This is a genomic window from Chryseomicrobium imtechense (assembly GCF_041475995.1).
Classification (GTDB): domain Bacteria; phylum Bacillota; class Bacilli; order Bacillales_A; family Planococcaceae; genus Chryseomicrobium; species Chryseomicrobium aureum.
Map to the genome: position 1 here is coordinate 190,452 of NZ_JBGOBM010000003.1, position 23,226 is coordinate 213,677.

The window sequence follows — 23,226 nt, forward strand, 5'->3', positions numbered from 1 at the left end:
GTGATAATTTTGTATACATTTAATTATTTTTTGTATACAAAATAAAATATATTGTGTACAATAACTTCAATTGACAGATAATTTGAGGAGGAATTTCAGTGAATATCGGATTTATTGGTCTTGGAATCATGGGTAGACCGATGGCGAAGAACTTACTGAAAGCCGGTTATAACGTAACTGCTTTTGATATAAATGTAAGCGCTATCGAAGAAATGCAAGTATCAGGTGCAAAAGGAGCGAACTCTCCAAAAGAGGCCGCACTAGGGAACGACATTATCTTTACGATGCTGCCAAACGGAAATCATGTACAAAGCGTTTTATTTGATACGAATGGTGTTTTCGAAAGCGCTTCCGAAGGGGCTATCGTGATCGATATGAGTTCAATCTCGCCGGTCACATCACGCGAGATTGCTGCAAAGCTTGCTGAGCGCTCGATTGGATTCTTAGACGCACCTGTTAGTGGCGGAGAACCAAAAGCAATCGACGGAACACTTGCCATTATGGTCGGTGGGAAAGAACCTGATTTTGAACAAGCATGCCCAGTACTTGAAGCTATGGGAAGTGTTGTAACACACGTTGGAGATACAGGGAGTGGAACGACTGCTAAGCTTGCCAATCAGATTTTAGTCAATGTACACATTGCCGCAATGTCTGAAGCATTGATCTTAGCTGCAAAGGCTGGTATCGATATCGATAAGATGTATCAAGCCATCCGTGGCGGTCTTGCTGGAAGTGCTGTCCTCGATGCCAAAGTACCACTTATCTTAGAACGAAATTTTGTAGCTGGTGGACGAATCGATATTAACGCTAAAGACTTAACAAACGTTATGGAAACTGCGCATGAGCTTGCTGTGCCGCTACCTCTTACAAGCCAAGTGCTGGAAATGCTCCATTCTATGAAAGCAGACGGAAAGGCAGCAGATGATCACGGCGGTTTAATTCAGCACTATGAAAAATTAGCGAATTTTACAGTTGGTGAGACAAAATGACAACAAAAAATTTAGCACAGACACTTGCTACTTATCCGACTGTTGCTAGTGAACAAGTAGATACTCTATTTGAAAAGGCCTTTGCACAACTCTCTCACAAAATCATCGTGTTAGATGATGATCCAACAGGTGTGCAGACTGTCCATGGTGTTTCGGTTTATACAGATTGGTCCGAGGATTCGATTCGTGCCGGATTCGCAGAAGACAACCGTATGTTTTTCATTTTAACGAATTCTCGTGCATTCACCGCTCAAGAGACAACAACGGTGCACACAGAAATTGCTGAGCGAGTTGAAGCGATTTCAAGAGGAACGAACACTCCATACCTGTTGATCAGTCGTGGAGATTCAACTCTACGAGGCCACTACCCTCTCGAAACACTGACTTTAAAAGAAACAATTGAGAGACAAGGCACTACGACAATGGATGGTGAGATCTTGTTGCCGTTCTTTGAACAAGGGGGCCGCCTCACTGTCGATGACATTCATTATGTCGTACAAGGAGATGAAATGATTCCTGCGGGTGAAACGGAGTTTGCAAAAGACCGTACTTTTGGCTATCAAGCGAGTCACTTAGGTGCGTATATCGAAGAAAAAACAGCGGGTGCTTTTACGAAAGACCAAACCGTTTCCATCACACTAGAAGAAATTCGCACACTTTCAATCAATGCTATGGTTTCAAAATTGATGAGTGTACACGACTTCCAAAAAGTTGTCGTGAATGCATTAACAGAGCAAGATGTGAAAATCTTCAGCATTGCGCTTCTCCGTGCTCTGGCGGAAGGAAAACAATTCTTATACCGAACTGCTGCTACTTTCACAAAAGTGATTGGCAATATATCTAGTCGTCCTCTACTTACAGCAGAGGAATTAACAGATGCCACGTCTACACGTGGCGGATTGATTATGGTTGGCTCGCATGTTCAAAAGACAACACAGCAACTAGATGCTTTACGTTCTTTAAAAGACCTCGCGTTTATTGAACTTGATGCACACCTCGTGCAGGATGCTGCTATCTTTGCACAAGAAGTGGAACGCGCACGCACAGTAGCTGAAACGTTTGTCGCGAGTGGGAAAACGGCTGTCGTCTATACAAAACGCGAACGCCTCGATCTAGGTCCAGGCATGGAAGAGGAAGAACTTAAGCTCTCCGTTCGCATCTCAGAAGCCGTGACATCCATTGTTCATGATTTTGCTCACACACCACGCTATTTGATTGCCAAAGGGGGCATCACATCAAGTGATATTGGAACGCGCGGTTTAGAAGTAAAGCGAGCAACCGTTGCTGGTCAAGTCGCACCGGGCGTTCCGGTGTGGACGACTGGAGAGGAAAGTCGATTCCCACACTTGCCGTATATTATTTTTCCAGGCAATGTCGGATCAGTGGATACACTAAAAGATGTCGTAGAAATGTTGGAGAATCACGTAAATTAAAGGGGGAAATTCAGTATGCTTACAGGGAATTTATTGATCGTTGTGTTTTTAGCGGCTCTCGCTGCGCTGTTCTTTTTAATTTTGAAAGTAAAGCTTGAGCCGTTTTTGGCGCTCGTTGGGGTGGCGTTAGCAACAGGTCTCATCATTGGTATGCCATTGAACGAAGTCGCGGCTACTGTTACTACCGGTTTCGGTAATACACTCGCCGGCGTTGGTATTTTGATTGGTCTTGGTGTTATTTTTGGTCAATTTTTAGGCGCTTCAGGTGCAGTAGAGAAAATTGCAGCTGCGGTCCTTCGTTTGTTCGGAGTTAAAAAATCTCCTGCCGGACTTGCTCTAACAGGTACAGCGGTATCTATCCCTGTATTCTTTGATGCAGCGTTTGTCATTTTAAGCGGATTGATTCGTAGCCTTGCGACAAAGACAGGAATCTCCGTCGTTTCCTTCGTCACTGCGCTAGGTGTCGGTTTGATTGTATCGCACAATATGATTGCGCCAACTCCAGGTCCTTTAGTAGTTGCTGAAAATACGGGTGCAGAGTTAGGTTTCTTCATTTTATACGGCTTGATCGTCGCGATTCCAGCAACGCTTGTCGGTGGTTATTTATACGGAATGTTTATTGGTAAACGCATCCAACATTCAGGAGATGTAGAAGAAATCGAAGTGGATCCTGCAGATGCACCGAAAAAAGAAATCGGCACAGGGTTAAGCTTCTTCCTACTCGGTTTACCAATCATCTTGATTCTACTGAACACATTATCAAATCTTTGGTTCCCTGAAACGACACTCTCAGCTGTATTAGGATTTATTGGGGAAAAGAACGTTGCCCTCTTTATCTCGGTTGTTGTTGCTTTGATTGTTTTACGCCCATACATTGCTGTGAAGAGCGAGCGTCTGTACACGGAAGCTATCAGCTCAGCTGGTGTCATCATTTTGATCACAGGTGCAGGTGGTGCGTTCGGTGCAGTAATTAATAAAAGTGGGATTGGCGATCACTTGATTGCAACGATGCAAGACTGGAGTATTCCAGTGCTTTTACTCGCATTCATTTTCTCTCAAATTTTACGGGCATCCTTAGGATCTGCAACAGTAGCATTGGTGACTACTTCAAGTATCCTAGGGCCAATGATTGGCGAACTCGGAGTATCTCCAATTCTTCTTGGACTTGCAATCTGTGCGGGCGGTATCGGCCTCTCATTACCAAACGATTCCGGTTTCTGGGTTGTGTCTCGATTCGGGAAATTGACAGTTACACAGACATTACAAGCTTGGACGTTAGGTGGATTTATTGCCGGTGTCACAGCCCTCGTAACCGTCTTCATCTTAAGTCTGTTTGCAGGCTTCTTGCCAGGACTGTAAACAAAAACCACGTCGCAGTTGACGTGGTTTTTTTATGGTGTATAGATAGAGGATTCAGATACAAGTTCATCTTCAAGCACATACGGGTGTGTTTCTAAAAGAATGATTTGAAGTCTTTCAGGCATTTTCTTTAATTCATAAGCACAAATCAAAGGAAATTCTAAATCATTCACTGCATTGTCTACAATCGTCTCGAATTCCTCTATCAAATGGAGTGGTTCATTGATACTCTCCCATTCCACATGAGCCCAAGACCGGAATGGTTGTTCACTCTCAACAAACGGGGAAACCATTTCAGTAAAATAATCTTGGATAGCAGGTGGGTTATAACTGCCACTTGACCAGTAAAAATGCAGACTGTTTACATAATGGATTTGCTCGAGTTGTTTAGTAGAATACTTTCTTTTCACTTCTTTTTGAATTTGATTTGCTACACGCTCGTTTTCAACAAGTAAGACATGCTCTCCATTTCGAATTCCATCTTCGATAAATTGATACAACTCTCGAAAGTAATTATCGTCTCCAGTGAATGCGTAAAGAATATGAACGTTTCGCTTTTCATCAACTAGCTGTTGAACAGTTGATTTCATAGGTTTTCCAACTCTCCATGAGGATTCCGAGACAAACGTCTAGTTTCGACGCAGGAAATTAAGAAATCTTGATTTTTTTGCAATAACAGCTGTTTCCCACCCATCATAATCCCCATCTAGCTCAAGAGCTTTTTGTAAAAGAGGGAGTGTCGTATCACTGATTTCAATGGGTTGATCATCTTTAAAGAATTGAACCAAATAAACCCCATCCTCGTCGGGCTGTTCGGCAACCTCTTCTATCATGAAGCCCTTATCCTCTAAGTATTCTTGATAAGCCTTAGCTGCTTCACTTGTCGGAAAGTAGCTCCAGTGGTCCACTCTGCGAACGACTTCTCCAGAGTCTTTATTTTCTTCAAGTTGTCCGAGTAGTTCATAATCGTTCATCACCTGTATTTCAAAGACATCTGGAACCAGTACTTCTAAATAATAGTCCCAAGGCGATTGTTCTTCTAACCGCGTTACTTCGAGCGAGTAGTTTGAAAAAGCCTGTTCCGCTGTAGACTGCAACTCGGCTAACTGGCTTTCACTTTTTCCATAAAGAATGATTGAGCGTTCTCCATTGCCTGTTAGTCTACCTGCATAAAGGAAGCCTTGTTTTTCCCATACATCAAGAAAGGGTTCTTCTTGATCGTTCAACGAATCGAGTTCAGGTAGCTCAGGCAGACCATGTTCATTCGGTTGTTGAAGAGTTAAAAGAATTTTCATCGCGTATGGATAAGCGTGATGCAGTCCATCTTCCACTAATCCATCTACCATCACTACGGTTACTGGTACTTCAAATTTCATCGATTCGTATCCAATCCATCGATCTTCCATAAGCGCCTCCTACAACAAGTATGTAGTGACCGCCCCAAAGCCAAGTGCGAGTAGAATGACAAATGCAGGGTGCATCTTGACACGTTCTAATAACAAATACGCACTGATGACTAAAAAAAGCGTCACCCAGATACCATTAAGTGTATAGGAATCCTGTACAAATTGATAGGTCAACACAATCATTAATACGGCAATGATTGGACGGATCCAGCGCGTCAAACTTTTCACGTAAACGGATTCTTTATGTTTCCAAATCAGATTTAATAAAAGAATCATCATCAGCAGAGAAGGCCCCACTGCTGCGAAGAGAGCAACCAACGCACCCACTACACCTGCTTGATCGTAGCCCACAAAGCCGGCCATCTTTGTTGCGACTGGTCCAGGAAGAGCATTGGCTGCTGCCACCATCTCCGAAAACTCGGCATTGGTCATCCAGCCGTATCGCTCCACGACTTCCACTTGTACAAGTGGAATGGCTGCTGGACCTCCCCCATACCCGAGAATCCCCGGAATTAAGAAGGCAATAAATAATTCCCAGTAAATCATGATGCTCGCCCCCTTCTAGTAAGAAGTGGTGAGAAGATGAGTGCAAAGACCGCTAGAATGACAATCGCCGGGTGCACGTTTAGTACATACATGGCCACGAACGCAATCACTAGCGCTCCAACTGCTTTCATCCAGCCAATAGTTTCCCCCGATTTTTTCACAAAATCCCAGGCCAACACACCGAGCATGACTGTGACGACAGGAATAACCGCATTTGCCATGTTTTGAACAACAGGCAGGTCTTTGTAAATCTCAAGAAGCTTGAGTAACACGATGACCCCGATTACAGTCGGAACGACATTCACTGCGAGCGCAATGAGCATCCCAATCCAGCCCGCCACTCGGTAGCCAATATAACCAGCCATCTTCGTCGCAATGGGCCCTGGCATCGCGTTACCAAGCGCAAGTACATCACTAAACTCGTCATCAGTCATCCATCCATACTTTTTCACAGCTTCTGTGTGAACGAGTGGGATGGCAGAAGGTCCTCCACCAAATCCCAACATCCCTACACGAAAGAACCCTGCTGCGAGCTCTTTATAAAGTTTCCCCTTCGGACGCGCAGAAGGAGTCGGATTTACCACGCAGCCACCGATCCATCTGTACGAGATTCCGTACCACCTTGCAATACACCCGTTTCAGGATCCCGCCAGATGATTTGCCCGCGCCCAAAGCTTCCTCCGTCCGGCAAGACTTGAATTGTATGCCCTTTGCGAATCAGTGCCTGCACCAAGTAGTTTGGAAATTCTGGCTCGACATGAATCGTCTTGCCTTCAATCCACTGCCAGCGAGGCATATCAAGTGTCGCTTGCGGATTCAAGTGATGATCCACTGTGCTTGAAACAACTTGGAAATGACCTTGTGGTTGCATGTAGCCACCCATCACCCCAAATGGTCCAACTGCTTGACCACCTTTAGTAAGGAACCCTGGAATGATTGTGTGGTACGTGCGCTTTCCTGGTTGCAAATAGTTCGGGTGGTTTTCATCAAGTGAGAAGTCGTGACCACGGTTTTGCATAGCGATTCCCGTCCCTGGGATGACAATCCCTGAACCGAAGCCCATATAGTTACTTTGAATGTAAGAAATCATGTTTCCTTCTGAATCTGCCGCTGCCAAGTAAACAGTTCCACCTCGTGGAAGGTCATAAGGCTCCGGATGAATCGCTTCCTCTGTAATTCTTGAAGCACGTGCTTCTGCATACTCATCGGATAATAGATGATGCGGATCAACTGGCATTTCATTTTGTTCCGTAATAAATGCTTTTCCGTCTGTGAATGCGAGTTTCATTGCTTCAATTTGGCGGTGAAGCGTATCGGCATCTTGCCACTTCGCATCCCCTGTCTTCTCGAAAATTTTGAGCGCCATCTGTGCAATCACACCTTGCCCGTTCGGTGGAATCTCCCAAACATCATACCCTTTGTAGTGCGCACTGAGCGGCTCGACCCATTCTACTTCGTAGCTCTCTAAATCTTCCTTCGACAAATATCCTCCATGCTTTTTCATGAAGGCATCGATTTTATCAGCAAGATCCCCTTTATAAAACGCTTCTGCTTCCGTTTCTGCAATTGCACGTAAAGTAGATGCGTGTCCTGGAGAAGACCACATTTCTCCAATTTGTGGAGCGTTCCCACCAGGGGCAAAGGTTTCAAACCAGCTCTCGAACTCTTCTGTTTTATAGATTTCCTTAAACTTCTTATGTGCACCATTCCAAAACTTCCCAAGGATCGGTGAAATCGGATAGCCTTCTTCTGCGTAACGTATTGCGGGCTCTACTACTTCTTTGAATGGCAACTTCCCAAACTTACGAGAAAGTTCAATCCACCCCGCTGGCACACCAGGTACTGTCACTGGCAACACACCAAAGACAGGCATTTGATTGTGTCCGGCTTCTTTCACTTTCTCTGCAGAAATACTTTTTGGTGCTGGCCCTGAAGCATTCAAACCATGTAGCTGATCTTTCACCCAGACGAGTGCAAATGCATCTCCACCTATGCCGTTCGATGTTGGTTCTACAACCGTAAGTGCAGCAGCCGTTGCAATCGCAGCATCAATTGCATTTCCACCTTTTTTTAAAATATCGAGCCCCGCTTGAGCCGCAAGCGGCTGTGATGTAGCAACCATTCCATTCTTAGCAAAGACCGTGTTTCGTTTCCCTGGAAACGGGTGATATAAGTGATCCATTAATAAAGTGCCTCCATTCAATTTCAAATGTTAAGTTTTTTTCATCATTTGATTAACAAATGTTTACCATCTAGAAGTATACAGAAAATTTCGAGTAGAATCCACCAAAAAACCACAGACGAGAAAAACTCACCTGTGGCTTACATTTATAATTTCAATCCACTTCTACTTTTAAATCTGCGCAATAAAATATGGCTTTCTACACGTGTGATTCCTTCAAAAGCATACAGTTCTTCGTTAATAAACTTCTCAAGGCTTTGGAAGTCATCTACTAGCACATGCATATGAAGTGTTGAAGGCCCCGTCATTTGGTAACAGCTCGCCACATTTGCGTTCTCTGCGAGATTTTCGGCCACTTCAACCAATGATTTTGGCTCACAATCCACTTCAAAAAAAGCAGATACGCTTTTGCCAACTTTTTCTGAATTGACGACGACTGTGAAGCGCTCGATGATACCACGTTCTTGTAGGTCATGGACGCGTTCACGAACAGCAACTCGTGAAAGCCCTAGTTCCTTTCCGATGTCTACATACGACATCCGCCCATTCATCGTTAGCAATTCTAATATTTTTTTATCTGTAGCATCTATTCGTTCCATTCTCACACTCTCCCTTACTAAATCCCAGCTCTTCATTACGTTATGATTCAAATATACCTCATTTTTAATCAAATTGAAAAAGAAGCAAGGTTTTCCTTGCTCCTTCGTTACGCAGTGTCGAATTGTGTTGGTATTTCCCGGGAAATAGTGAATTTGTGAAACGTTTGACCACTTCTTTCGTACTAAAGGAAAGGAGTGGTTTTTATGTGGAAACAAAATCGTCCTCACATCGAATTAGAATCTACTTTATTCGAGAGGCTTCTCATTATCCTGACAATCGGGATTTATATCGTATGGGTCGGGTGGCTTGCAGTACAGTGGGGGTCTCTACCTGCACAATTGCCTGCACATTTTGGAATCGATGGCGAAATTACACGATGGGGGTCAAAATGGGAATTGATTATGTTGCCAGTGATTTCTGGAGTACTGGGTTTCTTCATGATTTGGTTACGAAAGAAGCCAGAATGGCACAACTTTCCTGTTAACATAACAGAAGAAAATGCGCCTTTCTATTATCGATTGTCCCGAAATCTGCTTGTATGGATTACGTTCGTCATTGTGGCAGGGTTTGCGTGGTTGTCATGGGATGTCGTTCAAATTGCGCGTGGCCATTCACCATTCTTAGAGAACTGGTTCATGCCAGTATTTTTGACGGGGATATTTGCGCCGGTGATTTACTTCTTCATCAAGATGTTTCGGTATCAGTCGAAACAAAAGTCATAAAGGAGCTATCCCATGGAAACTAGACAAAGAGGTAAATCAAGTTGGAAGACCCCACTCTCTCAATTCATCGTTGGTGGGATAGCAGGGTTCGCAATCGTCAGTTACTACTTTACCCATGACATCACTTTCAGCTTAATGAGTGTTCTATCAATTCTACTCATCGCGATTGCTAGTTTTATTTTCGCTATTATTTTGCACGAAACTGGTCATGCACTTGCTGGTAAGCTTTCGGGTATGGAAGTGATGAACCTTTCTTACGGACCCTTCATTTATGCAAAGACGAATGGAGCATCTAAATTCTATTTTAAGGCACCTGCTATGGGGTACATAGGACGTGCCATGTTGCGCTTCCCCACACAATTACCAGGTCATGAAATGCGGAGACGATTGATTCCTTTCATTTACGGAGGTCCTGTAGCGAATATAGTCGTAGCCGTCTCCCTACTCATTCCATCCTACATTTACGGATGGAGTGGCTGGTTTACATTTGCGCTAGTTCAACTGTTTACAGGTCTCTCAAACCTTACATCGATGGAAACTGGTGGTGCCCAGACAGATGGGCGAGTGATTGCGATGTTAAAAGGAAAAGAGCCGGGGGCAGATCTGTTACTGATCAGCTATAAGCTATTGCAACAAGACCCTACAGCCTCTGGACGTTGGACGAATGATGTCATGCAAGAAGCAGAAGAAATCATCTTGCGTTATAAAAATTGGCCTCTTGCAGCGTCTTTATTGGCTTCTGTTAGTCCGTACTACTATTCTCGCGACCCCGAACGCATTATAGAGCTTTCCGAAGACAGAGCGTTTTTAGAGCGGACAAAGCAAAGTAGTATTTTAGAAGACATTACAGATCTCTCGGTTATTACGAACTACTATTACGCAGGAAGATTGAGGACAGAACCAGGTATTGAAGAAAAGCTCCGCCAAATTAGTGACCGTGACAAGGTCTCTCGTCATCTGCGCGATGCGTATTTAGCACTTATTTCTGGTGATAAGAATGAGGCGATAACCGCTATTTATGCCACTGAAAAAGAGTTAGGCGATTGGCATCCACTCTATTTAGAAGCTACCGCTCTGAAGTCTGTGCTACGTGATTTACTCCAGGATGCAAGAAGCAGCTGACCCCATGAGGCCAGCTGCTTCTTAATTGAATGACGTAGCGGCATTCGATGCAGCCGCTTCATCTGCTTTCACACAATCAATCGCGACTACCAATCCAATCATAATTTCTTCCATAGATTCCTTATAGATAGTGACTTGATAGCTATCTCCCCAAGCAAACCATTCTTTCGATACACTCCCAATGACTTCTCCATTTTGTAGAACATCAAATGTCATGTCCCACCAATTCCCTTGTACTTCAATTCCGGCAGCGTCAATCGTGTAACGCGCTTTGAAGAAGGAGAACTCTTTTTTGATTGTGATCATTTGACGCCCGTTCACTTCTAGAAAGAACTGGGGTAAGAAACTAAAGGTTTTCTTCGTAACCATAGCAATTTCTGTGCGTGACGTGTCAAAGATACTGAAGGTCTTTGGAATCTTCATGAAGCTACCTTCTACAAAATAAGCATCGTTCTGGTTCTCATCTTTCACTGTGAATTGTCCATTTAAACTAAAGACTTTTTGTTTGATATAGAGTTGTCTCATATCCGCATCCCCTTCCGCGTTGTACCTACATATCTTTACGAAGTACGGAAGCAAAAGATTCAATTTCATGGCATACTAAACGAAAAAGGGTGTGTAGAAATGAACAATCAAACAAAGAAATATTGGGACAACTACTGGTCAAACCAGCAAAAACAAGCTCCCCAAAAAGTAACCGCCTGGCAGTTCGGCGCACAACCCGACTATTTAGCGCAGCAAGTCATCAACGGGATGAAAACTGCTACGTGTTCGGGCCACATTTTTTATGAATTGGAGAAAGAACCAATTCCAGCGGTAAATGACTACAGTGTAGTAGTAAACAGCTTAGATGAACCCGTCGCAATTATTCGTACTTCAGAGGTGTCTATCATGCCGATGAATGAAGTTCCAGAGTCTTTTGCGCGCGCAGAGGGTGAAGGAGACCTCTCTTACGAATACTGGTATAGAGTCCATAAAGAATTTTTTACCATGGCTCTAAAAGAGCATAATCTTTCTTTCAGTGATGACATGCCTTTAGTCTGTGAGCGATTTGAACTTATAGATGTGAAGTAATAGTAACTAAAAAAGTAGCGTCTCTCATTTTGTTTAGAGAAGCTACTAGTCTTGTCTATTTTGTTCCTTGTTTACGTTCACGTAAGACCGTCAATAGTTTTTGATTGATGGCTAAGTACTGTTCAACTTCTTGTTCCGATAATATACTAAAAAGCTCCAAACGATGCTTGCGACCCAACTGTGTGGCTTCTTCGAGCACTTGCTCTCCTGCCTCTGTAATTGCAAGCTTGGTTTGGCGACGATCTCCCTCAACCGCTTGACGCTCGACCAATTCTAATTTCACGAGCTTGTTCCCAATATTGGTCATCGCACCACCTGTAAAATGCAACACTTCTGCAAGCTTCATCGAATTTTGTGGACCTTTACGTTTCAGTTCTGCCAACACGAGGATTGGTGAAATACCGAGTGGGTGTGAAAACTCCTCATTCCAGCGCATAATCGCCTCATTCGTTACCGCTTCAGCAGAATGAATCAATTCAAATAAATCTTTTGATTGCTGTCCCATACACATCCCCCTCCCTTATTGTATTTTAACACTGAACTATCAAAAGAAAAAGAGAAGTGCATAGTATCCGCATGCACTCCTCGAGCATTTATTCTGATTCCATTTCTGCTGCTTCTGACTCATTTAAATCAACATCTACAGAGGAAATAAAATACTTTGTTCCTTTCTCACCATCCACTACAACTTTCTTACGGTCGAAAAGGGAGACAGTTTTAATTTTTTCCATCTCTCCGCTAGTCGGATTTTGTGCGTAAATCCGGTAACCGATAATTGTATCGTCACGAACTGCATGCCATGAAAGTGTACTCGTTGCTTCATTTAAGGAGATGTTTGAAGGCGCTTCGGGTTCTGTTTCCAACACGCTAGAATCTGATACAAGCTTTGTCGTAACCACTAGACGTTGATCGTGCGATCCAACATCCCGGTTAAATGTTCCTGTACATGTAATCAAATTCAACATTTGTTGATTTGACGGTCCAAAAATCTCACGTATTGGTGCTTCTTCAGTTTTATAGCTCACTTTATTCGTTACTTCAAACACCATCTCTCGTCCAGTGGAGTCTGTAATAATGACTTGCTCTCCTACTTCTACATCTTTAAGATCATAAAAGATAGCAGGTCCGGTTGTGCTGTCGACGTGGCCCGCTAGAACAGAGTGTCCTTTTGCCCCCACTTTGTATCCAGGTTCAAACCACCCTACTTCGTCCGGATCATCCGGAACCCCCATCTCTCCATTCTCTAATACTCCTGTAGGCTGTACAGTAGCTTTAACTCCAATAGAAGGTATTTCTATTGTTTGAGGCTCCATTCCCTTGATTGCATTTAGGCGCTGCTTTTGCAGTTCTTTCAGCTTTTCACGTTGTTTTGGGAGAATGGGGAATTCGGCGATTTTATCAACATCATCTTGAATCTCCGTCAATGTCTTCACTTCTTGACGTGGAGATTCTTTTGACTCTGTCGTTTGCCCTTCCGCTCCTATTGGTTCATCTCCTATCGGATCTAAGATGAAAAATAGACTTGTAATTAGAAGTAATGCCACAACTAGTGGCAGAAAGCGCTTTTGCATGAATACCCTCCTCCCTTAAACCGAATCGTGTGCTTTAGTTCTGCATTTTTCTTTGGCGATACATGACTGCTCCTGCTGAAAGAAGAATCAATGTACTTAACGCTACCCATAGGTTCATCGTAGAGTTTGCTTCTGAACCACCAAGACCTGTGGCTGGCATTTTTTCAGGTGCCGTTGTCGTAAATTCTTCTGGGAACTGGTCGACAATCGCAAAACTCAACAATTCTCCAAGGTCGAACATAATCGCATATCCATCGCGATACGTAGAATAGGAGCCGTCAAAATCACCTGTCACATAAAAGTTGAATGTATCGATTACAAACTTTTCATGTGCAGCAATTGCAGCAACTGTATCTTCTAAAGGCATTCGCCCTTCTGTTGCTTCACTTAAGAATACTCCAAGTTCATCAGCAAACACGTTCGTTAAGGCCTGTGTTGCTTCGTCAATCGCCGTTTGATCTTCATTTGCTCGAGCAAATGCTAAATCACTTTGTGCAGAAAGATGCTCTCCTGTCCAAATTTGTTCAAACTGAGTGGCTGCTTCCTCACCGTAAAAAGTGGAGATTGCGCCAGTAAACTCAGCAGTATTTTGGTCCTGCGCCCAGTCTACAAAGTCAAAGTCTTCTGAAGCTGTGAACCCTTTTGTTAAGCTTAGGTGTGCTAGTGCAAAGTGTTCTGCTGCGAGACGATTAACAGTCGAACGGAAATCACCAGCTGGCGTGTTCGGGTCTGTAAATTGGTCGGGGAACTGTGCATGGATTGCTCCACTGATTGCAGCTCCTGCTCCAAAAATTTGTTTAAACCCTTCTAAATAAGTCATATAAGACGCTTCGTACTCGCCCTCCACATATAAATCAAATGTATCTTGAACGAAGTCTTCATGTGTCCGTAGCGCTTCTTTTGCCCCGTCCGCTGGAAGATTTCCTTCAGTAGCCGTTCCTAGGAAGTCGCCCATCTCGGTAACGAATGCTTGAATCCCATCCAATGCTTCTTGCTTTAGTTGTTCATCTCCATTTTTCACAGCAAGTGCGTAGTCATCCGTCCCTGTGTTGTGTTTATCAAAGATTTCAACGAATGCCGCACCGCCTTCTTCTCCATAAACAGAAGCAATGACTGGTTCCATATCTGCTGCATTTTCATCGAGTGCATCCATTGCTGCTTCTGCTGCTTCATCACCATCATAAATCTTCATCATGCTATCAACAGCCAGTACATAGTGTTCAGATAACAAGGCATCTAAAGTTGCCCGTAGCTCAACACCGGAAGTCTCAGTTGTGGGTGCTTGTTCCGCAGCACTCGCTGTTGTGATGCCAGATAATAAAAGAACAGCCCCGGCAAGCGGAGCTATAATTTTTTGTTTCTTCATAGTATCCACTCCTTCATTTTTCTCTATAACGAGCTAACGAAAGAATTTGCGCAATGGATCACTTTTTAACGAAGAATTGTTGAAGTAATTGCTGATTTTGCTCCAGAAACACACGGTTTTAGACACGTGTGTATTTGTTTCGTATACTCAATTTAATTGGAGGGGATCAGATGACGACGCGATGGATTTTTGGAAGTCACCTTTCACATGACTTACCCATTGTGAAAGAAGCAGATAAAGAAACGGATGTTTTTTTGTTTGTCGAAGCGCACTCTCGTTCGACCTGGCAAAACTACCACAAACAGAAGCTTGTTCTCGTGTTTTCAGCAATGCGTCACTTTGCGGAAGAACTCAAAAACAAAGGATATACGGTAGATTACCGAGAGGCAGAGTCATTTCAAGAGGCATGGGAGAAACACGCTGAAGAAGACAAAGAAGCCATACGGAAAAAGGCTGCATCTTTAAAAGCGCAGCTAGCTTCCGGTGCGTTTCATCTAGACAACAAAACAACCTCCTACTCGGACTGAGCGGGAGGTTGTTTTTATGCAAAGATCGTTTGGACAAGCACCATATAAAATACAGTCCCACCGGCTATCGACAGTAACATATTGCGCTTCCATATATGTAAACCGACAATCAGTAAAATCCCAAGTATCTCGGGTAACCCGTATAATCCCCCGGTCCATTCCACATCTTTCACACTATAAATCACCAAGAGGCCAAGTACAGCTGGCGGTAATAAGCGTCCTAAGAACAACACATAGCCTGGCGTCGGTTTATCCGCCGGGAAAATCCAGAACGGCAAAAACCGCGTCAACATCGTACCGAGTACAACTACTGCAATCGTTATAATCTGTTGTGTAAGTGTCATAACGGCTTCACTTCCCTTCGCTCAAGCGGCTTCCGGAAAGCAATTAAAATTATCAAAATCCCGATCATCGCCGGAATGACGAACTGATTCGCGCCAAATATCATCAGTGCAGCAACGGATGCAACCAGCCCAATCATCGCACTTGTATGGCGTTTTTCTTGTAGCCAGTTTTCTAAGAAAATCACCACAAACAAAGCCGTCATTACGAACAACAGGCCATCTGTATTAAATGTGATAAATTGACCCAGTACAGCACCGAGCGTCGAACCACCTACCCAGTACATGTGATTATAAAGTGTGACAAAAAACATGAACCACCCTTTATCAATCGTTGGATCTGGCTTCGCTGTGTAATTGATCGAAAACGACTCATCACACATTCCAAAAATCAAATATAGCTTCTTTTTCCCCACAGAATGATACTTCTCAAGCATCGACAACCCATAAAAAAGATGGCGCGCATTTACCATAATGGCTAGTAAAAACGCCTGGAACGGAGCAAATGCCATCAACAACAAGTTCGCTGTTATGAATTCAATCGAACCCGCAAAAATAAAAAAGCTCATCAAAATCGGGAAGATCGGATGAAACCCTAATGAAGTCATATAGATTCCGTACGCCGCTCCTAAAAACGTGAATCCGGCTAGTATCGGAATGGTCGCAGGAAAAGCCGCACGTGCTGCTCTTCTTACAGGTGATGCCATGGTGCAACAGCCTCCTTCTCTCTCTACCTCAGTTGTACCATATTTCCATTCCTATAAGTATCATTATTTTCAGGTTTATTTTAAATTCTACAGATAAGCCTTTGACAATTTCCAAAAAGTGCTGTAAATTACTCAATGGACGAACATTAATAGTGTTTTAAATTAAAATATTCGTTTTTAGGGGATGGAATGAATGGAAAATGTATTTGATTATGAAGATATTCAGTTAGTACCAAATAAATGTATCGTGGAAAGTCGGTCAGAGTGTGATACGTCGATTCAATTCGGAAACCACACGTTCCGGTTACCAGTCGTGCCTGCAAACATGCAGACCATCATCGATGAAAAAATCGCTATGTATTTAGCGGAGAACGGGTACTTCTACATCATGCACCGTTTCCAACCGGAAGCACGTAAAGCATTTATTGAGATGATGCAGGAAAAAGGACTTGTGACGTCGATCAGTGTTGGGGTAAAGCCAGAAGAATACACGTTTATTGAAGAATTGAAACAACAAGGGCTTATTCCTGATTACATCACAATTGATATCGCCCACGGTCATTCGAATGCAGTCATCCGGATGATTCAACATATTAAGTCGCATATTCCAGAAACGTTCGTCATTGCAGGAAATGTCGGGACACCAGAAGCCGTTCGTGAACTTGAAAATGCAGGCGCCGATGCAACAAAGGTTGGGATTGGACCAGGAAAAGTGTGTATCACAAAAATCAAAACAGGATTTGGCACAGGTGGCTGGCAGCTCGCTGCTCTTCGACTATGTGGAAAAGCTGCTACAAAACCAATCATTGCAGACGGCGGAATCCGTACACATGGCGACATTGCAAAATCTGTTCGTTTTGGTGCTTCGATGGTGATGATCGGGTCTTTGTTTGCAGGGCATGACGAATCTCCAGGCGAAGTGAAAGAAGTTGATGGGAAAGTTGTGAAAGAATACTTTGGTTCTGCTTCTGAATTCCAAAAAGGCGAACGCAAAAACGTCGAAGGGAAGAAAATGTTTGTCGAGCACAAAGGTAAACTACAAGACACACTGACAGAAATGGAACAAGACCTACAGTCAGCGATTTCATACGCGGGTGGCGACACACTAGACGCACTCCGTCACGTAGACTATGTTGTTGTCAAAAACTCTATCTTTAATGGAGATAAAGTGTATTAAACTAAATGACCCCTGGGATTCAACCCAGGGGTCTTATTAGGTAACATCTTTCCAACGATACCCGATGCCCCAGACAGTTACCAAGAACTGATCGATTGGGAATTCTGCCTTTTTTAATTTATCCCGAAGATTACGCATGTGGGAATCTACGGTACGTGGATCTGTATGGGTTGCATAATCCCAAGCTATGGCTAGCAACTGTTCACGGCTATACGTTCTTTTGGGATGCTTCATTAGGGCTTCTACCAATTGAAACTCTTTCATTGTTAACCGGACATGTCCGCTGTCCCAAATGAGCGCATAACTTTCTGTATCGAGTCGAATACCATCTATTTCAATCCCTGCAGGCTCTGGCTCTGGAACTCGCCTCAATAGGGCATGGACTCGAGCAACCAACTCTTCTTCATCAAAAGGCTTCGTGACATAATCGTCCGCACCAAGCGTCAGCCCTTTGACCACCGCTTCTTTTCCTTCTCGTGCGGTTAACATCAAGATTGGTACTGTAGATAGCTTACGAATCTCCGCACACACTTCGAACCCATCCATCCCCGGCATCATAATATCTAAGATGACGAGATGAATGGTCTGCGTACGCATCACATGAAGCGCTTCGGTCCCATTCATTACTTTCACACAGTCGAACCCATGAGGTTTTAAAAACAACTCGACCAATTCGACCATGCGCCGTTCGTCATCTACAAGTAAAATTTTTTTCATCTCTCTCACTCTCACCTCTTACATTACAATAGTGAAGATTGTTCCTTTTCCTAATTCACTGTTCACTTGAATAGAGCCACCATGGGCCTCCACCAGCTCTTTAACAATAGACAGACCAAGACCCGACCCTCCATGCGAACGAGATCTTGATTTCTCGATCCGGTACAATCGGTCAAAAATGGCCTCACGCTCATTCTCCTCAATTCCTTGCCCTTGATCCATTACTACAATTCGCGTCTTTGCCCCCTCCCGGTGAACGCGAATCTGAGTATCTATTCCTTTCCCCCCATACCGCCGAGCATTGTCTAACAAATTCACTAAAATCTGTTCAAGACGCAGAGGGTCTGCATACGTGACCACACCAGGTTCAGTAGTATACAGTAAGTGACTATTTTGTTGTTCAAATGATGGGGCCAATCGCTGACAAATTCTCTGCACAAAAGGCTCCATTTCAATTTGCTCCTTCACGATGCGAAAACTCGGATCTTCAAGCTTGGCTAATTCAAATAGATCCTCTATCAGTGCAGTCAGTCGAACGGTTTCTTCCCGAATAATTTCTAGATACCTCTGTTTTTCAGCAGGCTGCACATCTGGTCGCATCGCTACTTGTGAATAACCCGCCAAATAGGTGAGCGGTGTACGAAGTTCATGAGAAATGGAAGATAGAAATTCAGTTCGATTTTTTTGAAGATGTTCTAAGTCTCGTGCTAACTTTTGAATAGAGGCTGCCAATTCTCCAAGTTCATCTTTACTTTCAATTGGAAGCACTACATTGAAATTGCCTTTACTTAACTTTTCTGTCGCAACTTTCATCCGGTTGAGAGGCTGCGTCAAAAAGCGTGTCATAAGCAAATAGATCACGCCAAGAATAAGCAAACTGCCTACCCCTGCTAATAAAAAGTGGAAGTTTAACGTGTCCATCAGTGCTTGAATCGCTGACGTACTCTGTAGCATGACAAGCGTTCCGGACTCCCCTGTCTCTGTAGTAAATGGATGGGCACTGACTAAATAGGGTTCGCCCCTCCACTCTCTCTGCAAAATCGTATCTTCAGTAATCATTGAAAAATCCCAACGCGAGGCGATTTGCTGCCACTCCGCCGAAATCTGCCCAGAAGCATCGACTACTTGTTGCTCTTCATCCAAGAGTGCAACACCTCTGTCATTGCGCGACTCCATTAATAAGATATGATGGATGGTCTCTTCAGAAAAATTATCTTCTAAAACCTCCCGGTGATTCGCGCCGGTATCCAGTTGTCGCGTATACTCTTCATCCAATCGTGCTTGTTCGATATTTGGATGCAGATACATCATCAAGAGGCCTTCTAACAATAGGATTGTCACTAAAAAGCACACAGCCAATTTTACGGACAGTTTGCTCATTTTCCCCCTCCTCCTTGCAAAAAAGAGCCCCCCACGATGGAGAGACTCTCACGATGTTAGTTTACAGGAGATAGTTCACTTTCTGTGACCCACTTGTGGTTGGTCACTTCATCTCCAGTTACTTTGTCCGTATAGTTTACCATATAGACCGTTGTTTCTTTCGCCGAATCAATGGTAGCGGTAGCACCGTCCATTCCCTCCATGTGGTCAGCATCAAGCGTAACTTCTGTACCCACTTCTAGAGGTGCTTCGCCAGCATCTTCTAATTCTTCATGGACAACCCATTTATGATCTTCGACCGGGTCTCCTCCAGATGTCGGTGTATAACTGACTGTATAGACGGTTGTCTCAAACGCGCCCACGATTTCAGCTTCTACCCCTTCCATACCTTCCATATGCGCATCTGTTATAAGAGCTGTTTCACCAACAGCAAATGTTGGATTTTCAGCTTCTTGTAAGCCAGATGGAATGGACCCATCTGTCGAATGATTCATGGAACCATGATCCATCTCTCCGTGACCCATCTCACCATGCTCTTCCATTTGTGACTCATCCATCATCATGTCGTCAGTAGCATCTCCACAAGCTGCTACTAATAAAGCTACCGTGAGTGTGGCAGTAGCGAAACCAGTATATTTTTTCATTGGGAATGCCTCCTTTATCTTTGTCTCTTTTAGCATACCCACAAAATATGAAAAAATTGTGCAGATGATTAAAATGAGTTATTTTTTTCTCTTTTGAAATACCAGTCAACAGTCTCGTTATCTGTTTGACAAGGTGCCGAGTAAAGATCACGGTACAGTTCATTCCCTTTTCCAGTGATGACAACCCAATCACCAGAGCATGCTTGCTCAAGTGCATAAGCAATCGCTTTCGTCCGGTCATCGATACGTATACCCGTAAACTTTAATTTTTGAAGTTGGTTGCGCATATCTTGAACAGGTAGTCCGTTCAAATCATCGAAGGTCAATATCTGAATGTCACTCCCCTTTTCAGATGCTTCAATCATTGCCTGTCGCTTTGTTTCATCTCGCCCTCCTCGAAAACCAAAGACATGAATCACTTGGCCTTTTGCAAGCTTACGGACACTGGCTAGTACTTGCGTGAAGGCATCTGCTGTGTGCGCATAATCAATCACGACATGTCGATTTCCTGATACATGAATGACTTCAAATCTTCCCGGAACGCCTGAAAACTCTTTAATGACTCTCTCGACAACCTGTTCTTCTACAATCATCTTTTTAGCGATTGCAGCAGCGAGCACCGCATTAATTTGATTGTGAAATGGAATGTTACTATCTGCAAAACGTGCGACAGCATCTTTGGAAAGCTCGAGTACGTGATGAGACTCATGTTCAAGTTTCTCTGCTATACGACGCCCCCAGTAACCTTCCGTCCAAACAACCGCTACACCAGCCGGCTTTAGCTGATCAAAGAGCTTTGCTTTAACTTGAAAGTACTCTTCCATTGTGCCGTGATAATCCAAATGGTCTTGATCAAGATTTGTGAATACAGCAAAATCGAATTCGATTCCTTCAATCCGCAGTTGGTCAATGCCATGCGAGGACACTTCCATGATCACCACATCATCTTGACTTTCGTGCAGCATACGCTGAAAATTTAGGCTGTCTGGAGTCGTATTCGGAGACGGCAATTCTTGTCCATTGATGATGTATTGTACAGTCCCGAAAAGTGCGCACTTTTTCCCCGCCTTCTCAAGCATTTCTTTTAAATAAAATGAAGTGGTCGTCTTCCCATTCGTGCCGGTGATGCCGATAACGGTTTTGGTTGCGGATGGATTGTTATAATAGCGCTTCGCAGCAATCGCCACAGCTTTGCGAGAATCTTTGACTTGTATGTATGGAACTTTGAGGGACGTTAGTGGTTTTGTACCAACGATCGCAACAGCCCCTCGTTCAATTGCATCTTCTATATAGGCATGGCCATCAAAAACATGGCCCGTCAGTGCAAAAAATACATCTCCCGGGCGAACCTTCAGCGAATTTGTTTCAATTCCTGTTAGTTCTATTTTAGGTAAAGGGTCTTGTGATAGGGGTGCAAGTAATTCATCTAGCAGCATAAATTCGACTCCTTTATCGGATAGGTGTAGAGGTCAAACGCCATTTCTTTTGAACAAAGTTGGCGAGAACGAGCAATACAAAAGTATAGATGAGTAGCGCAAGGATAGATTGCCATGTATAGATATCTACTTGGTTCCCCGCAACTGTATAGAGTGTGATAAGTGGCATTTTTCCAATGGCCGTCGCTAGTAAAAATGGTGTCATCTTGATTGTGGACAATGCACCGACAACATTCACGAGCAGTGATGGGACCACCGGAATCAATCGAGCGATTAAAATTACTTGAAAGCCGTTCTTCCCCATCTGCGTAAATAAGCGGCGTGCTCGATCATGGCGTACCACGTACATAGCGGCTTTTTTATGAAATAGGTAGCGAATCGCACTAAAGATCAAAAATGTCCCAAGCAGGGATCCGAATACATTGATGGGAAGACCTATTCCCACAGGAAAGGTAAATCCGATTGTCCCATATAGAAGTGGGAGCGGTAAAACCGGAACCATTGAGACTACAATGACGGTCATAAATGCGACAAGTGCCGTCCATATGCTCGGTTCAGTAAGTAACGCTAGTAGTGAGTCTGTCATTGAAGCCATTTCCACTCCTTCATGCACATGTATGTTTAGTATAAATTTCATTTCTCTAATAAAAAAGCGAGGAATGATGATTTGGGAAAAAATGAACCAAATGACACGCTCTTTTCATACCCCCCGTTAGTATAGTATCATTAGAATGGAGAAAATCGTAAAAGTAGATGGAGGTGGAAGCGAATGACAGTTGAGAAGCAAAGATTCGCTGTAAACGGTGGGATTGGATTCGGTTCAAAATTAACGGGAAAACAACTTTTAGTGCTGACATCGTTTATGGATGAAAAAGACGAGCTTGAACTGACTACCTTCCAGCAGCTCTATATTGATATTCCTCAAGCAAAAGTGGATGCCGCCCTTACAGCATTCGAGGACGCGGGATTATCAGTTTATCCTGTGGGGAATTTTGTAAAGAGTTTACGCACCTGTAATTTTTGTAAAGGTTCGGAACAAGAAGGCATGCCTGTAGCGAAAGAAATCAATAACCGGATAGCTGGACGGCCAATGCCATTTACAGTTCGAGCCGCCTATACAGGGTGTGCGGTTGGTTGCGGTGAACCTCGTACAAATGACATTGGAGTCATGAAAATAAAAGAGACTTATTCTTTGTATGTAGGTGGTAAAGCAAAAGGAATTGATGCTCAACTTGGTCAGATTCTAATAGAGGGGGCTTCTCCTGACAAACTTTATATTGCTATAGATCGAGTATTAGATTTGTATGCCGCACAAGGGAAAAAAAGAGAGCCTTTGCCTAAGTTTGTGGATCGTTATGGGATAGAGGCAATGCGTCACCTTGTTGCACACTAAGTTTGTTGCATCCGCTTTCAAAACAATGTATACTAGTCTTCCTGCCCATTTTCAGAAAAATCGACAGGGAACTTGAGAAAGTTCATTTTTCGTGAGAGGGATGATTGGATGAATAAAGAACAATTAGTTAGTCAAGCACGTGAAATCAAAGAGCGCGCTTATGCACCGTATTCGAAGTTTCCTGTTGGCGCTGCGCTTTTAATGAAAGATGGCCGTGTATTTACTGGTGTGAATGTTGAGAATGTCTCGTTCGGAGCAACAAACTGTGCGGAGCGTACTGCAATTTTCACAGCGATTACGGAAGGCTATAAAAAAGGTGATTTTGCGGAGATTGCGGTGAATGGAAATACGGAAGACTTCCTTCCACCGTGCAGTATCTGTCGTCAAGTCATGGCAGAATTCTTCGAGCCCGAAATGCCGGTCCACTTAACGAATGATAAAAATGAAATTTACACGTTGGCATTGAAAGAATTGTTGCCGATGGCGTTTACCGATTTAGATATGTAATACCAAAAACCACTTCGCGATTGCGAA

The 23,226-nt window shown here is 43.6% G+C and carries 27 protein-coding genes; 10 read left to right on the plus strand and 17 right to left on the minus strand.

The window, feature by feature from the left end:
* Positions 1 to 92: 92 nt before the first annotated feature.
* Genes garR through AB5N96_RS04150 form a run of 3 tightly spaced genes read left to right on the plus strand, consistent with a single transcriptional unit; the run spans position 93 to position 3,781 of the window.
* Positions 93 to 989, plus strand: coding sequence for a 2-hydroxy-3-oxopropionate reductase (garR, locus tag AB5N96_RS04140; RefSeq protein ID WP_499704808.1), 897 nt, complete (start codon positions 93 to 95; stop codon positions 987 to 989).
* Entirely contained in the window at positions 986 to 2,422 is a 1,437-nt protein-coding gene (locus AB5N96_RS04145; protein ID WP_499704715.1) for a four-carbon acid sugar kinase family protein, read from the plus strand. Before garR ends, AB5N96_RS04145 begins: the two co-directional genes overlap by 4 nt.
* A 15-nt stretch (positions 2,423 to 2,437) precedes the next feature.
* Positions 2,438 to 3,781: a GntP family permease gene (locus AB5N96_RS04150; RefSeq protein ID WP_499704716.1), complete on the plus strand. Its 1,344-nt coding sequence runs from the start codon at positions 2,438 to 2,440 to the stop codon at positions 3,779 to 3,781.
* Between the two features lie 32 nt (positions 3,782 to 3,813).
* On the opposite strand, the gene AB5N96_RS04155 is transcribed toward AB5N96_RS04150, so the two are convergent.
* The 6 genes from AB5N96_RS04155 to AB5N96_RS04180 all read right to left on the minus strand — a co-directional run bounded on the left by AB5N96_RS04155 (position 3,814) and on the right by AB5N96_RS04180 (position 8,514).
* Positions 3,814 to 4,371: an MEDS domain-containing protein gene (locus AB5N96_RS04155; RefSeq protein WP_499704717.1), complete on the minus strand. Its 558-nt coding sequence runs from the start codon at positions 4,369 to 4,371 to the stop codon at positions 3,814 to 3,816.
* A gap of 39 nt (positions 4,372 to 4,410) precedes the next feature.
* A complete protein-coding gene (locus AB5N96_RS04160; RefSeq protein WP_499704718.1) occupies positions 4,411 to 5,187 on the minus strand; it encodes a DUF695 domain-containing protein in 777 nt (258 codons plus the stop codon).
* A gap of 9 nt (positions 5,188 to 5,196) precedes the next feature.
* On the minus strand, positions 5,197 to 5,733 hold the full coding sequence (locus tag AB5N96_RS04165) for a chromate transporter (protein WP_499704719.1): 537 nt from the start codon (positions 5,731 to 5,733) through the stop codon (positions 5,197 to 5,199).
* A complete protein-coding gene (locus AB5N96_RS04170) occupies positions 5,730 to 6,317 on the minus strand; it encodes a chromate transporter (RefSeq protein WP_499704720.1) in 588 nt (195 codons plus the stop codon). Before AB5N96_RS04170 ends, AB5N96_RS04165 begins: the two co-directional genes overlap by 4 nt.
* On the minus strand, positions 6,311 to 7,915 hold the full coding sequence (locus AB5N96_RS04175) for a gamma-glutamyltransferase family protein (RefSeq protein ID WP_499704721.1): 1,605 nt from the start codon (positions 7,913 to 7,915) through the stop codon (positions 6,311 to 6,313). Before AB5N96_RS04175 ends, AB5N96_RS04170 begins: the two co-directional genes overlap by 7 nt.
* 146 nt (positions 7,916 to 8,061) lie before the next feature.
* On the minus strand, positions 8,062 to 8,514 hold the full coding sequence (locus AB5N96_RS04180) for an Lrp/AsnC family transcriptional regulator (RefSeq protein WP_499704722.1): 453 nt from the start codon (positions 8,512 to 8,514) through the stop codon (positions 8,062 to 8,064).
* A 204-nt stretch (positions 8,515 to 8,718) separates the two neighbouring features.
* Between AB5N96_RS04180 and AB5N96_RS04185 the strand changes: the two genes are divergently transcribed.
* Both AB5N96_RS04185 and AB5N96_RS04190 read left to right on the plus strand, forming a co-directional pair.
* Positions 8,719 to 9,237, plus strand: coding sequence for a DUF1648 domain-containing protein (locus AB5N96_RS04185; protein WP_499704723.1), 519 nt, complete (start codon positions 8,719 to 8,721; stop codon positions 9,235 to 9,237).
* Between the two features lie 12 nt (positions 9,238 to 9,249).
* A complete protein-coding gene (locus AB5N96_RS04190) occupies positions 9,250 to 10,359 on the plus strand; it encodes a site-2 protease family protein (RefSeq protein WP_499704724.1) in 1,110 nt (369 codons plus the stop codon).
* A gap of 21 nt (positions 10,360 to 10,380) precedes the next feature.
* On the opposite strand, the gene AB5N96_RS04195 is transcribed toward AB5N96_RS04190, so the two are convergent.
* The gene (locus AB5N96_RS04195; protein WP_204590061.1) at positions 10,381 to 10,884 is read right to left on the minus strand and encodes an LURP-one-related/scramblase family protein; all 504 of its coding nucleotides are present in this window, start codon (positions 10,882 to 10,884) and stop codon (positions 10,381 to 10,383) included.
* 99 nt (positions 10,885 to 10,983) lie between these two features.
* Between AB5N96_RS04195 and AB5N96_RS04200 the strand changes: the two genes are divergently transcribed.
* A complete protein-coding gene (locus AB5N96_RS04200; RefSeq protein WP_499704725.1) occupies positions 10,984 to 11,433 on the plus strand; it encodes an ASCH domain-containing protein in 450 nt (149 codons plus the stop codon).
* A 55-nt stretch (positions 11,434 to 11,488) separates the two neighbouring features.
* Here AB5N96_RS04200 and AB5N96_RS04205 read toward each other — a convergent pair whose 3' ends face one another.
* The 3 genes from AB5N96_RS04205 to AB5N96_RS04215 form a co-directional block, all read right to left on the minus strand.
* The gene (locus AB5N96_RS04205) at positions 11,489 to 11,938 is read right to left on the minus strand and encodes a MarR family winged helix-turn-helix transcriptional regulator (RefSeq protein WP_499704726.1); all 450 of its coding nucleotides are present in this window, start codon (positions 11,936 to 11,938) and stop codon (positions 11,489 to 11,491) included.
* Positions 11,939 to 12,026: 88 nt separating this feature from the next.
* Entirely contained in the window at positions 12,027 to 13,004 is a 978-nt protein-coding gene (locus AB5N96_RS04210) for a class F sortase (RefSeq protein WP_499704727.1), read from the minus strand.
* Between the two features lie 34 nt (positions 13,005 to 13,038).
* Positions 13,039 to 14,370: a hypothetical protein gene (locus AB5N96_RS04215; RefSeq protein ID WP_499704728.1), complete on the minus strand. Its 1,332-nt coding sequence runs from the start codon at positions 14,368 to 14,370 to the stop codon at positions 13,039 to 13,041.
* Positions 14,371 to 14,540: 170 nt separating this feature from the next.
* On the opposite strand from AB5N96_RS04215, the gene AB5N96_RS04220 reads away from it, so the two are divergent.
* Positions 14,541 to 14,897, plus strand: a complete 357-nt coding sequence (locus tag AB5N96_RS04220) for a cryptochrome/photolyase family protein (protein WP_499704729.1) — start codon at positions 14,541 to 14,543, stop codon at positions 14,895 to 14,897.
* A gap of 14 nt (positions 14,898 to 14,911) precedes the next feature.
* On the opposite strand, the gene AB5N96_RS04225 is transcribed toward AB5N96_RS04220, so the two are convergent.
* On the minus strand, positions 14,912 to 15,241 hold the full coding sequence (locus AB5N96_RS04225) for a branched-chain amino acid transporter permease (RefSeq protein ID WP_392455347.1): 330 nt from the start codon (positions 15,239 to 15,241) through the stop codon (positions 14,912 to 14,914).
* Positions 15,238 to 15,945 carry an AzlC family ABC transporter permease gene (locus AB5N96_RS04230; protein ID WP_392455346.1) on the minus strand — a complete coding sequence of 236 codons (708 nt, stop codon included), beginning with the start codon at positions 15,943 to 15,945 and terminating at the stop codon, positions 15,238 to 15,240. Before AB5N96_RS04230 ends, AB5N96_RS04225 begins: the two co-directional genes overlap by 4 nt.
* A 193-nt stretch (positions 15,946 to 16,138) precedes the next feature.
* Here AB5N96_RS04230 and guaC point away from each other — a divergent pair, with 193 nt between their 5' ends.
* The gene (gene guaC, locus AB5N96_RS04235) at positions 16,139 to 17,122 is read left to right on the plus strand and encodes a GMP reductase (RefSeq protein WP_499704730.1); all 984 of its coding nucleotides are present in this window, start codon (positions 16,139 to 16,141) and stop codon (positions 17,120 to 17,122) included.
* Positions 17,123 to 17,158: 36 nt separating this feature from the next.
* Here the strand turns inward: guaC and AB5N96_RS04240 are convergent, their stop codons facing one another.
* From AB5N96_RS04240 to AB5N96_RS04260, 5 genes are all read right to left on the minus strand, one after another.
* Positions 17,159 to 17,839 carry a response regulator transcription factor gene (locus AB5N96_RS04240; RefSeq protein ID WP_499704731.1) on the minus strand — a complete coding sequence of 227 codons (681 nt, stop codon included), beginning with the start codon at positions 17,837 to 17,839 and terminating at the stop codon, positions 17,159 to 17,161.
* Positions 17,840 to 17,857: 18 nt separating this feature from the next.
* Positions 17,858 to 19,219, minus strand: coding sequence for a sensor histidine kinase (locus tag AB5N96_RS04245; protein ID WP_499704732.1), 1,362 nt, complete (start codon positions 19,217 to 19,219; stop codon positions 17,858 to 17,860).
* Positions 19,220 to 19,275: 56 nt separating this feature from the next.
* Positions 19,276 to 19,863 (minus strand): YdhK family protein, encoded by a 588-nt coding sequence (locus tag AB5N96_RS04250; RefSeq protein WP_499704733.1) that lies wholly within the window; start codon positions 19,861 to 19,863, stop codon positions 19,276 to 19,278.
* A gap of 68 nt (positions 19,864 to 19,931) precedes the next feature.
* On the minus strand, positions 19,932 to 21,299 hold the full coding sequence (locus AB5N96_RS04255; protein WP_499704734.1) for a Mur ligase family protein: 1,368 nt from the start codon (positions 21,297 to 21,299) through the stop codon (positions 19,932 to 19,934).
* Positions 21,300 to 21,312: 13 nt separating this feature from the next.
* The gene (locus tag AB5N96_RS04260; protein WP_499704735.1) at positions 21,313 to 21,894 is read right to left on the minus strand and encodes a TVP38/TMEM64 family protein; all 582 of its coding nucleotides are present in this window, start codon (positions 21,892 to 21,894) and stop codon (positions 21,313 to 21,315) included.
* 174 nt (positions 21,895 to 22,068) lie between these two features.
* Between AB5N96_RS04260 and AB5N96_RS04265 the strand changes: the two genes are divergently transcribed.
* Positions 22,069 to 22,692, plus strand: a complete 624-nt coding sequence (locus tag AB5N96_RS04265; protein WP_499704736.1) for a nitrite reductase — start codon at positions 22,069 to 22,071, stop codon at positions 22,690 to 22,692.
* A gap of 108 nt (positions 22,693 to 22,800) precedes the next feature.
* The gene (locus AB5N96_RS04270) at positions 22,801 to 23,199 is read left to right on the plus strand and encodes a cytidine deaminase (protein ID WP_204590048.1); all 399 of its coding nucleotides are present in this window, start codon (positions 22,801 to 22,803) and stop codon (positions 23,197 to 23,199) included.
* Positions 23,200 to 23,226 lie beyond the last annotated feature (27 nt).

What these genes read in the sequence shown, in the direction of transcription:
- AB5N96_RS04145 (WP_499704715.1), top strand. Translation starts at nt 986, where the DNA reads ATGACAACAAAAAATTTAGCACAGACACTTGCTACTTATCCGACTGTT.
- AB5N96_RS04150 (WP_499704716.1), top strand. Translation starts at nt 2,438, where the DNA reads ATGCTTACAGGGAATTTATTGATCGTTGTGTTTTTAGCGGCTCTCGCT.
- AB5N96_RS04155 (WP_499704717.1), bottom strand. Translation starts at nt 4,371, where the DNA reads ATGAAATCAACTGTTCAACAGCTAGTTGATGAAAAGCGAAACGTTCAT.
- AB5N96_RS04160 (WP_499704718.1), bottom strand. Translation starts at nt 5,187, where the DNA reads ATGGAAGATCGATGGATTGGATACGAATCGATGAAATTTGAAGTACCA.
- AB5N96_RS04165 (WP_499704719.1), bottom strand. Translation starts at nt 5,733, where the DNA reads ATGATTTACTGGGAATTATTTATTGCCTTCTTAATTCCGGGGATTCTC.
- AB5N96_RS04175 (WP_499704721.1), bottom strand. Translation starts at nt 7,915, where the DNA reads ATGGATCACTTATATCACCCGTTTCCAGGGAAACGAAACACGGTCTTT.
- AB5N96_RS04180 (WP_499704722.1), bottom strand. Translation starts at nt 8,514, where the DNA reads ATGGAACGAATAGATGCTACAGATAAAAAAATATTAGAATTGCTAACG.
- AB5N96_RS04185 (WP_499704723.1), top strand. Translation starts at nt 8,719, where the DNA reads ATGTGGAAACAAAATCGTCCTCACATCGAATTAGAATCTACTTTATTC.
- AB5N96_RS04190 (WP_499704724.1), top strand. Translation starts at nt 9,250, where the DNA reads ATGGAAACTAGACAAAGAGGTAAATCAAGTTGGAAGACCCCACTCTCT.
- AB5N96_RS04195 (WP_204590061.1), bottom strand. Translation starts at nt 10,884, where the DNA reads ATGAGACAACTCTATATCAAACAAAAAGTCTTTAGTTTAAATGGACAA.
- AB5N96_RS04200 (WP_499704725.1), top strand. Translation starts at nt 10,984, where the DNA reads ATGAACAATCAAACAAAGAAATATTGGGACAACTACTGGTCAAACCAG.
- AB5N96_RS04205 (WP_499704726.1), bottom strand. Translation starts at nt 11,938, where the DNA reads ATGGGACAGCAATCAAAAGATTTATTTGAATTGATTCATTCTGCTGAA.
- AB5N96_RS04210 (WP_499704727.1), bottom strand. Translation starts at nt 13,004, where the DNA reads ATGCAAAAGCGCTTTCTGCCACTAGTTGTGGCATTACTTCTAATTACA.
- AB5N96_RS04215 (WP_499704728.1), bottom strand. Translation starts at nt 14,370, where the DNA reads ATGAAGAAACAAAAAATTATAGCTCCGCTTGCCGGGGCTGTTCTTTTA.
- AB5N96_RS04220 (WP_499704729.1), top strand. Translation starts at nt 14,541, where the DNA reads ATGACGACGCGATGGATTTTTGGAAGTCACCTTTCACATGACTTACCC.
- AB5N96_RS04225 (WP_392455347.1), bottom strand. Translation starts at nt 15,241, where the DNA reads ATGACACTTACACAACAGATTATAACGATTGCAGTAGTTGTACTCGGT.
- AB5N96_RS04230 (WP_392455346.1), bottom strand. Translation starts at nt 15,945, where the DNA reads ATGGCATCACCTGTAAGAAGAGCAGCACGTGCGGCTTTTCCTGCGACC.
- guaC (WP_499704730.1), top strand. Translation starts at nt 16,139, where the DNA reads ATGGAAAATGTATTTGATTATGAAGATATTCAGTTAGTACCAAATAAA.
- AB5N96_RS04240 (WP_499704731.1), bottom strand. Translation starts at nt 17,839, where the DNA reads ATGAAAAAAATTTTACTTGTAGATGACGAACGGCGCATGGTCGAATTG.
- AB5N96_RS04245 (WP_499704732.1), bottom strand. Translation starts at nt 19,219, where the DNA reads ATGAGCAAACTGTCCGTAAAATTGGCTGTGTGCTTTTTAGTGACAATC.
- AB5N96_RS04250 (WP_499704733.1), bottom strand. Translation starts at nt 19,863, where the DNA reads ATGAAAAAATATACTGGTTTCGCTACTGCCACACTCACGGTAGCTTTA.
- AB5N96_RS04255 (WP_499704734.1), bottom strand. Translation starts at nt 21,299, where the DNA reads ATGCTGCTAGATGAATTACTTGCACCCCTATCACAAGACCCTTTACCT.
- AB5N96_RS04260 (WP_499704735.1), bottom strand. Translation starts at nt 21,894, where the DNA reads ATGGCTTCAATGACAGACTCACTACTAGCGTTACTTACTGAACCGAGC.
- AB5N96_RS04265 (WP_499704736.1), top strand. Translation starts at nt 22,069, where the DNA reads ATGACAGTTGAGAAGCAAAGATTCGCTGTAAACGGTGGGATTGGATTC.
- AB5N96_RS04270 (WP_204590048.1), top strand. Translation starts at nt 22,801, where the DNA reads ATGAATAAAGAACAATTAGTTAGTCAAGCACGTGAAATCAAAGAGCGC.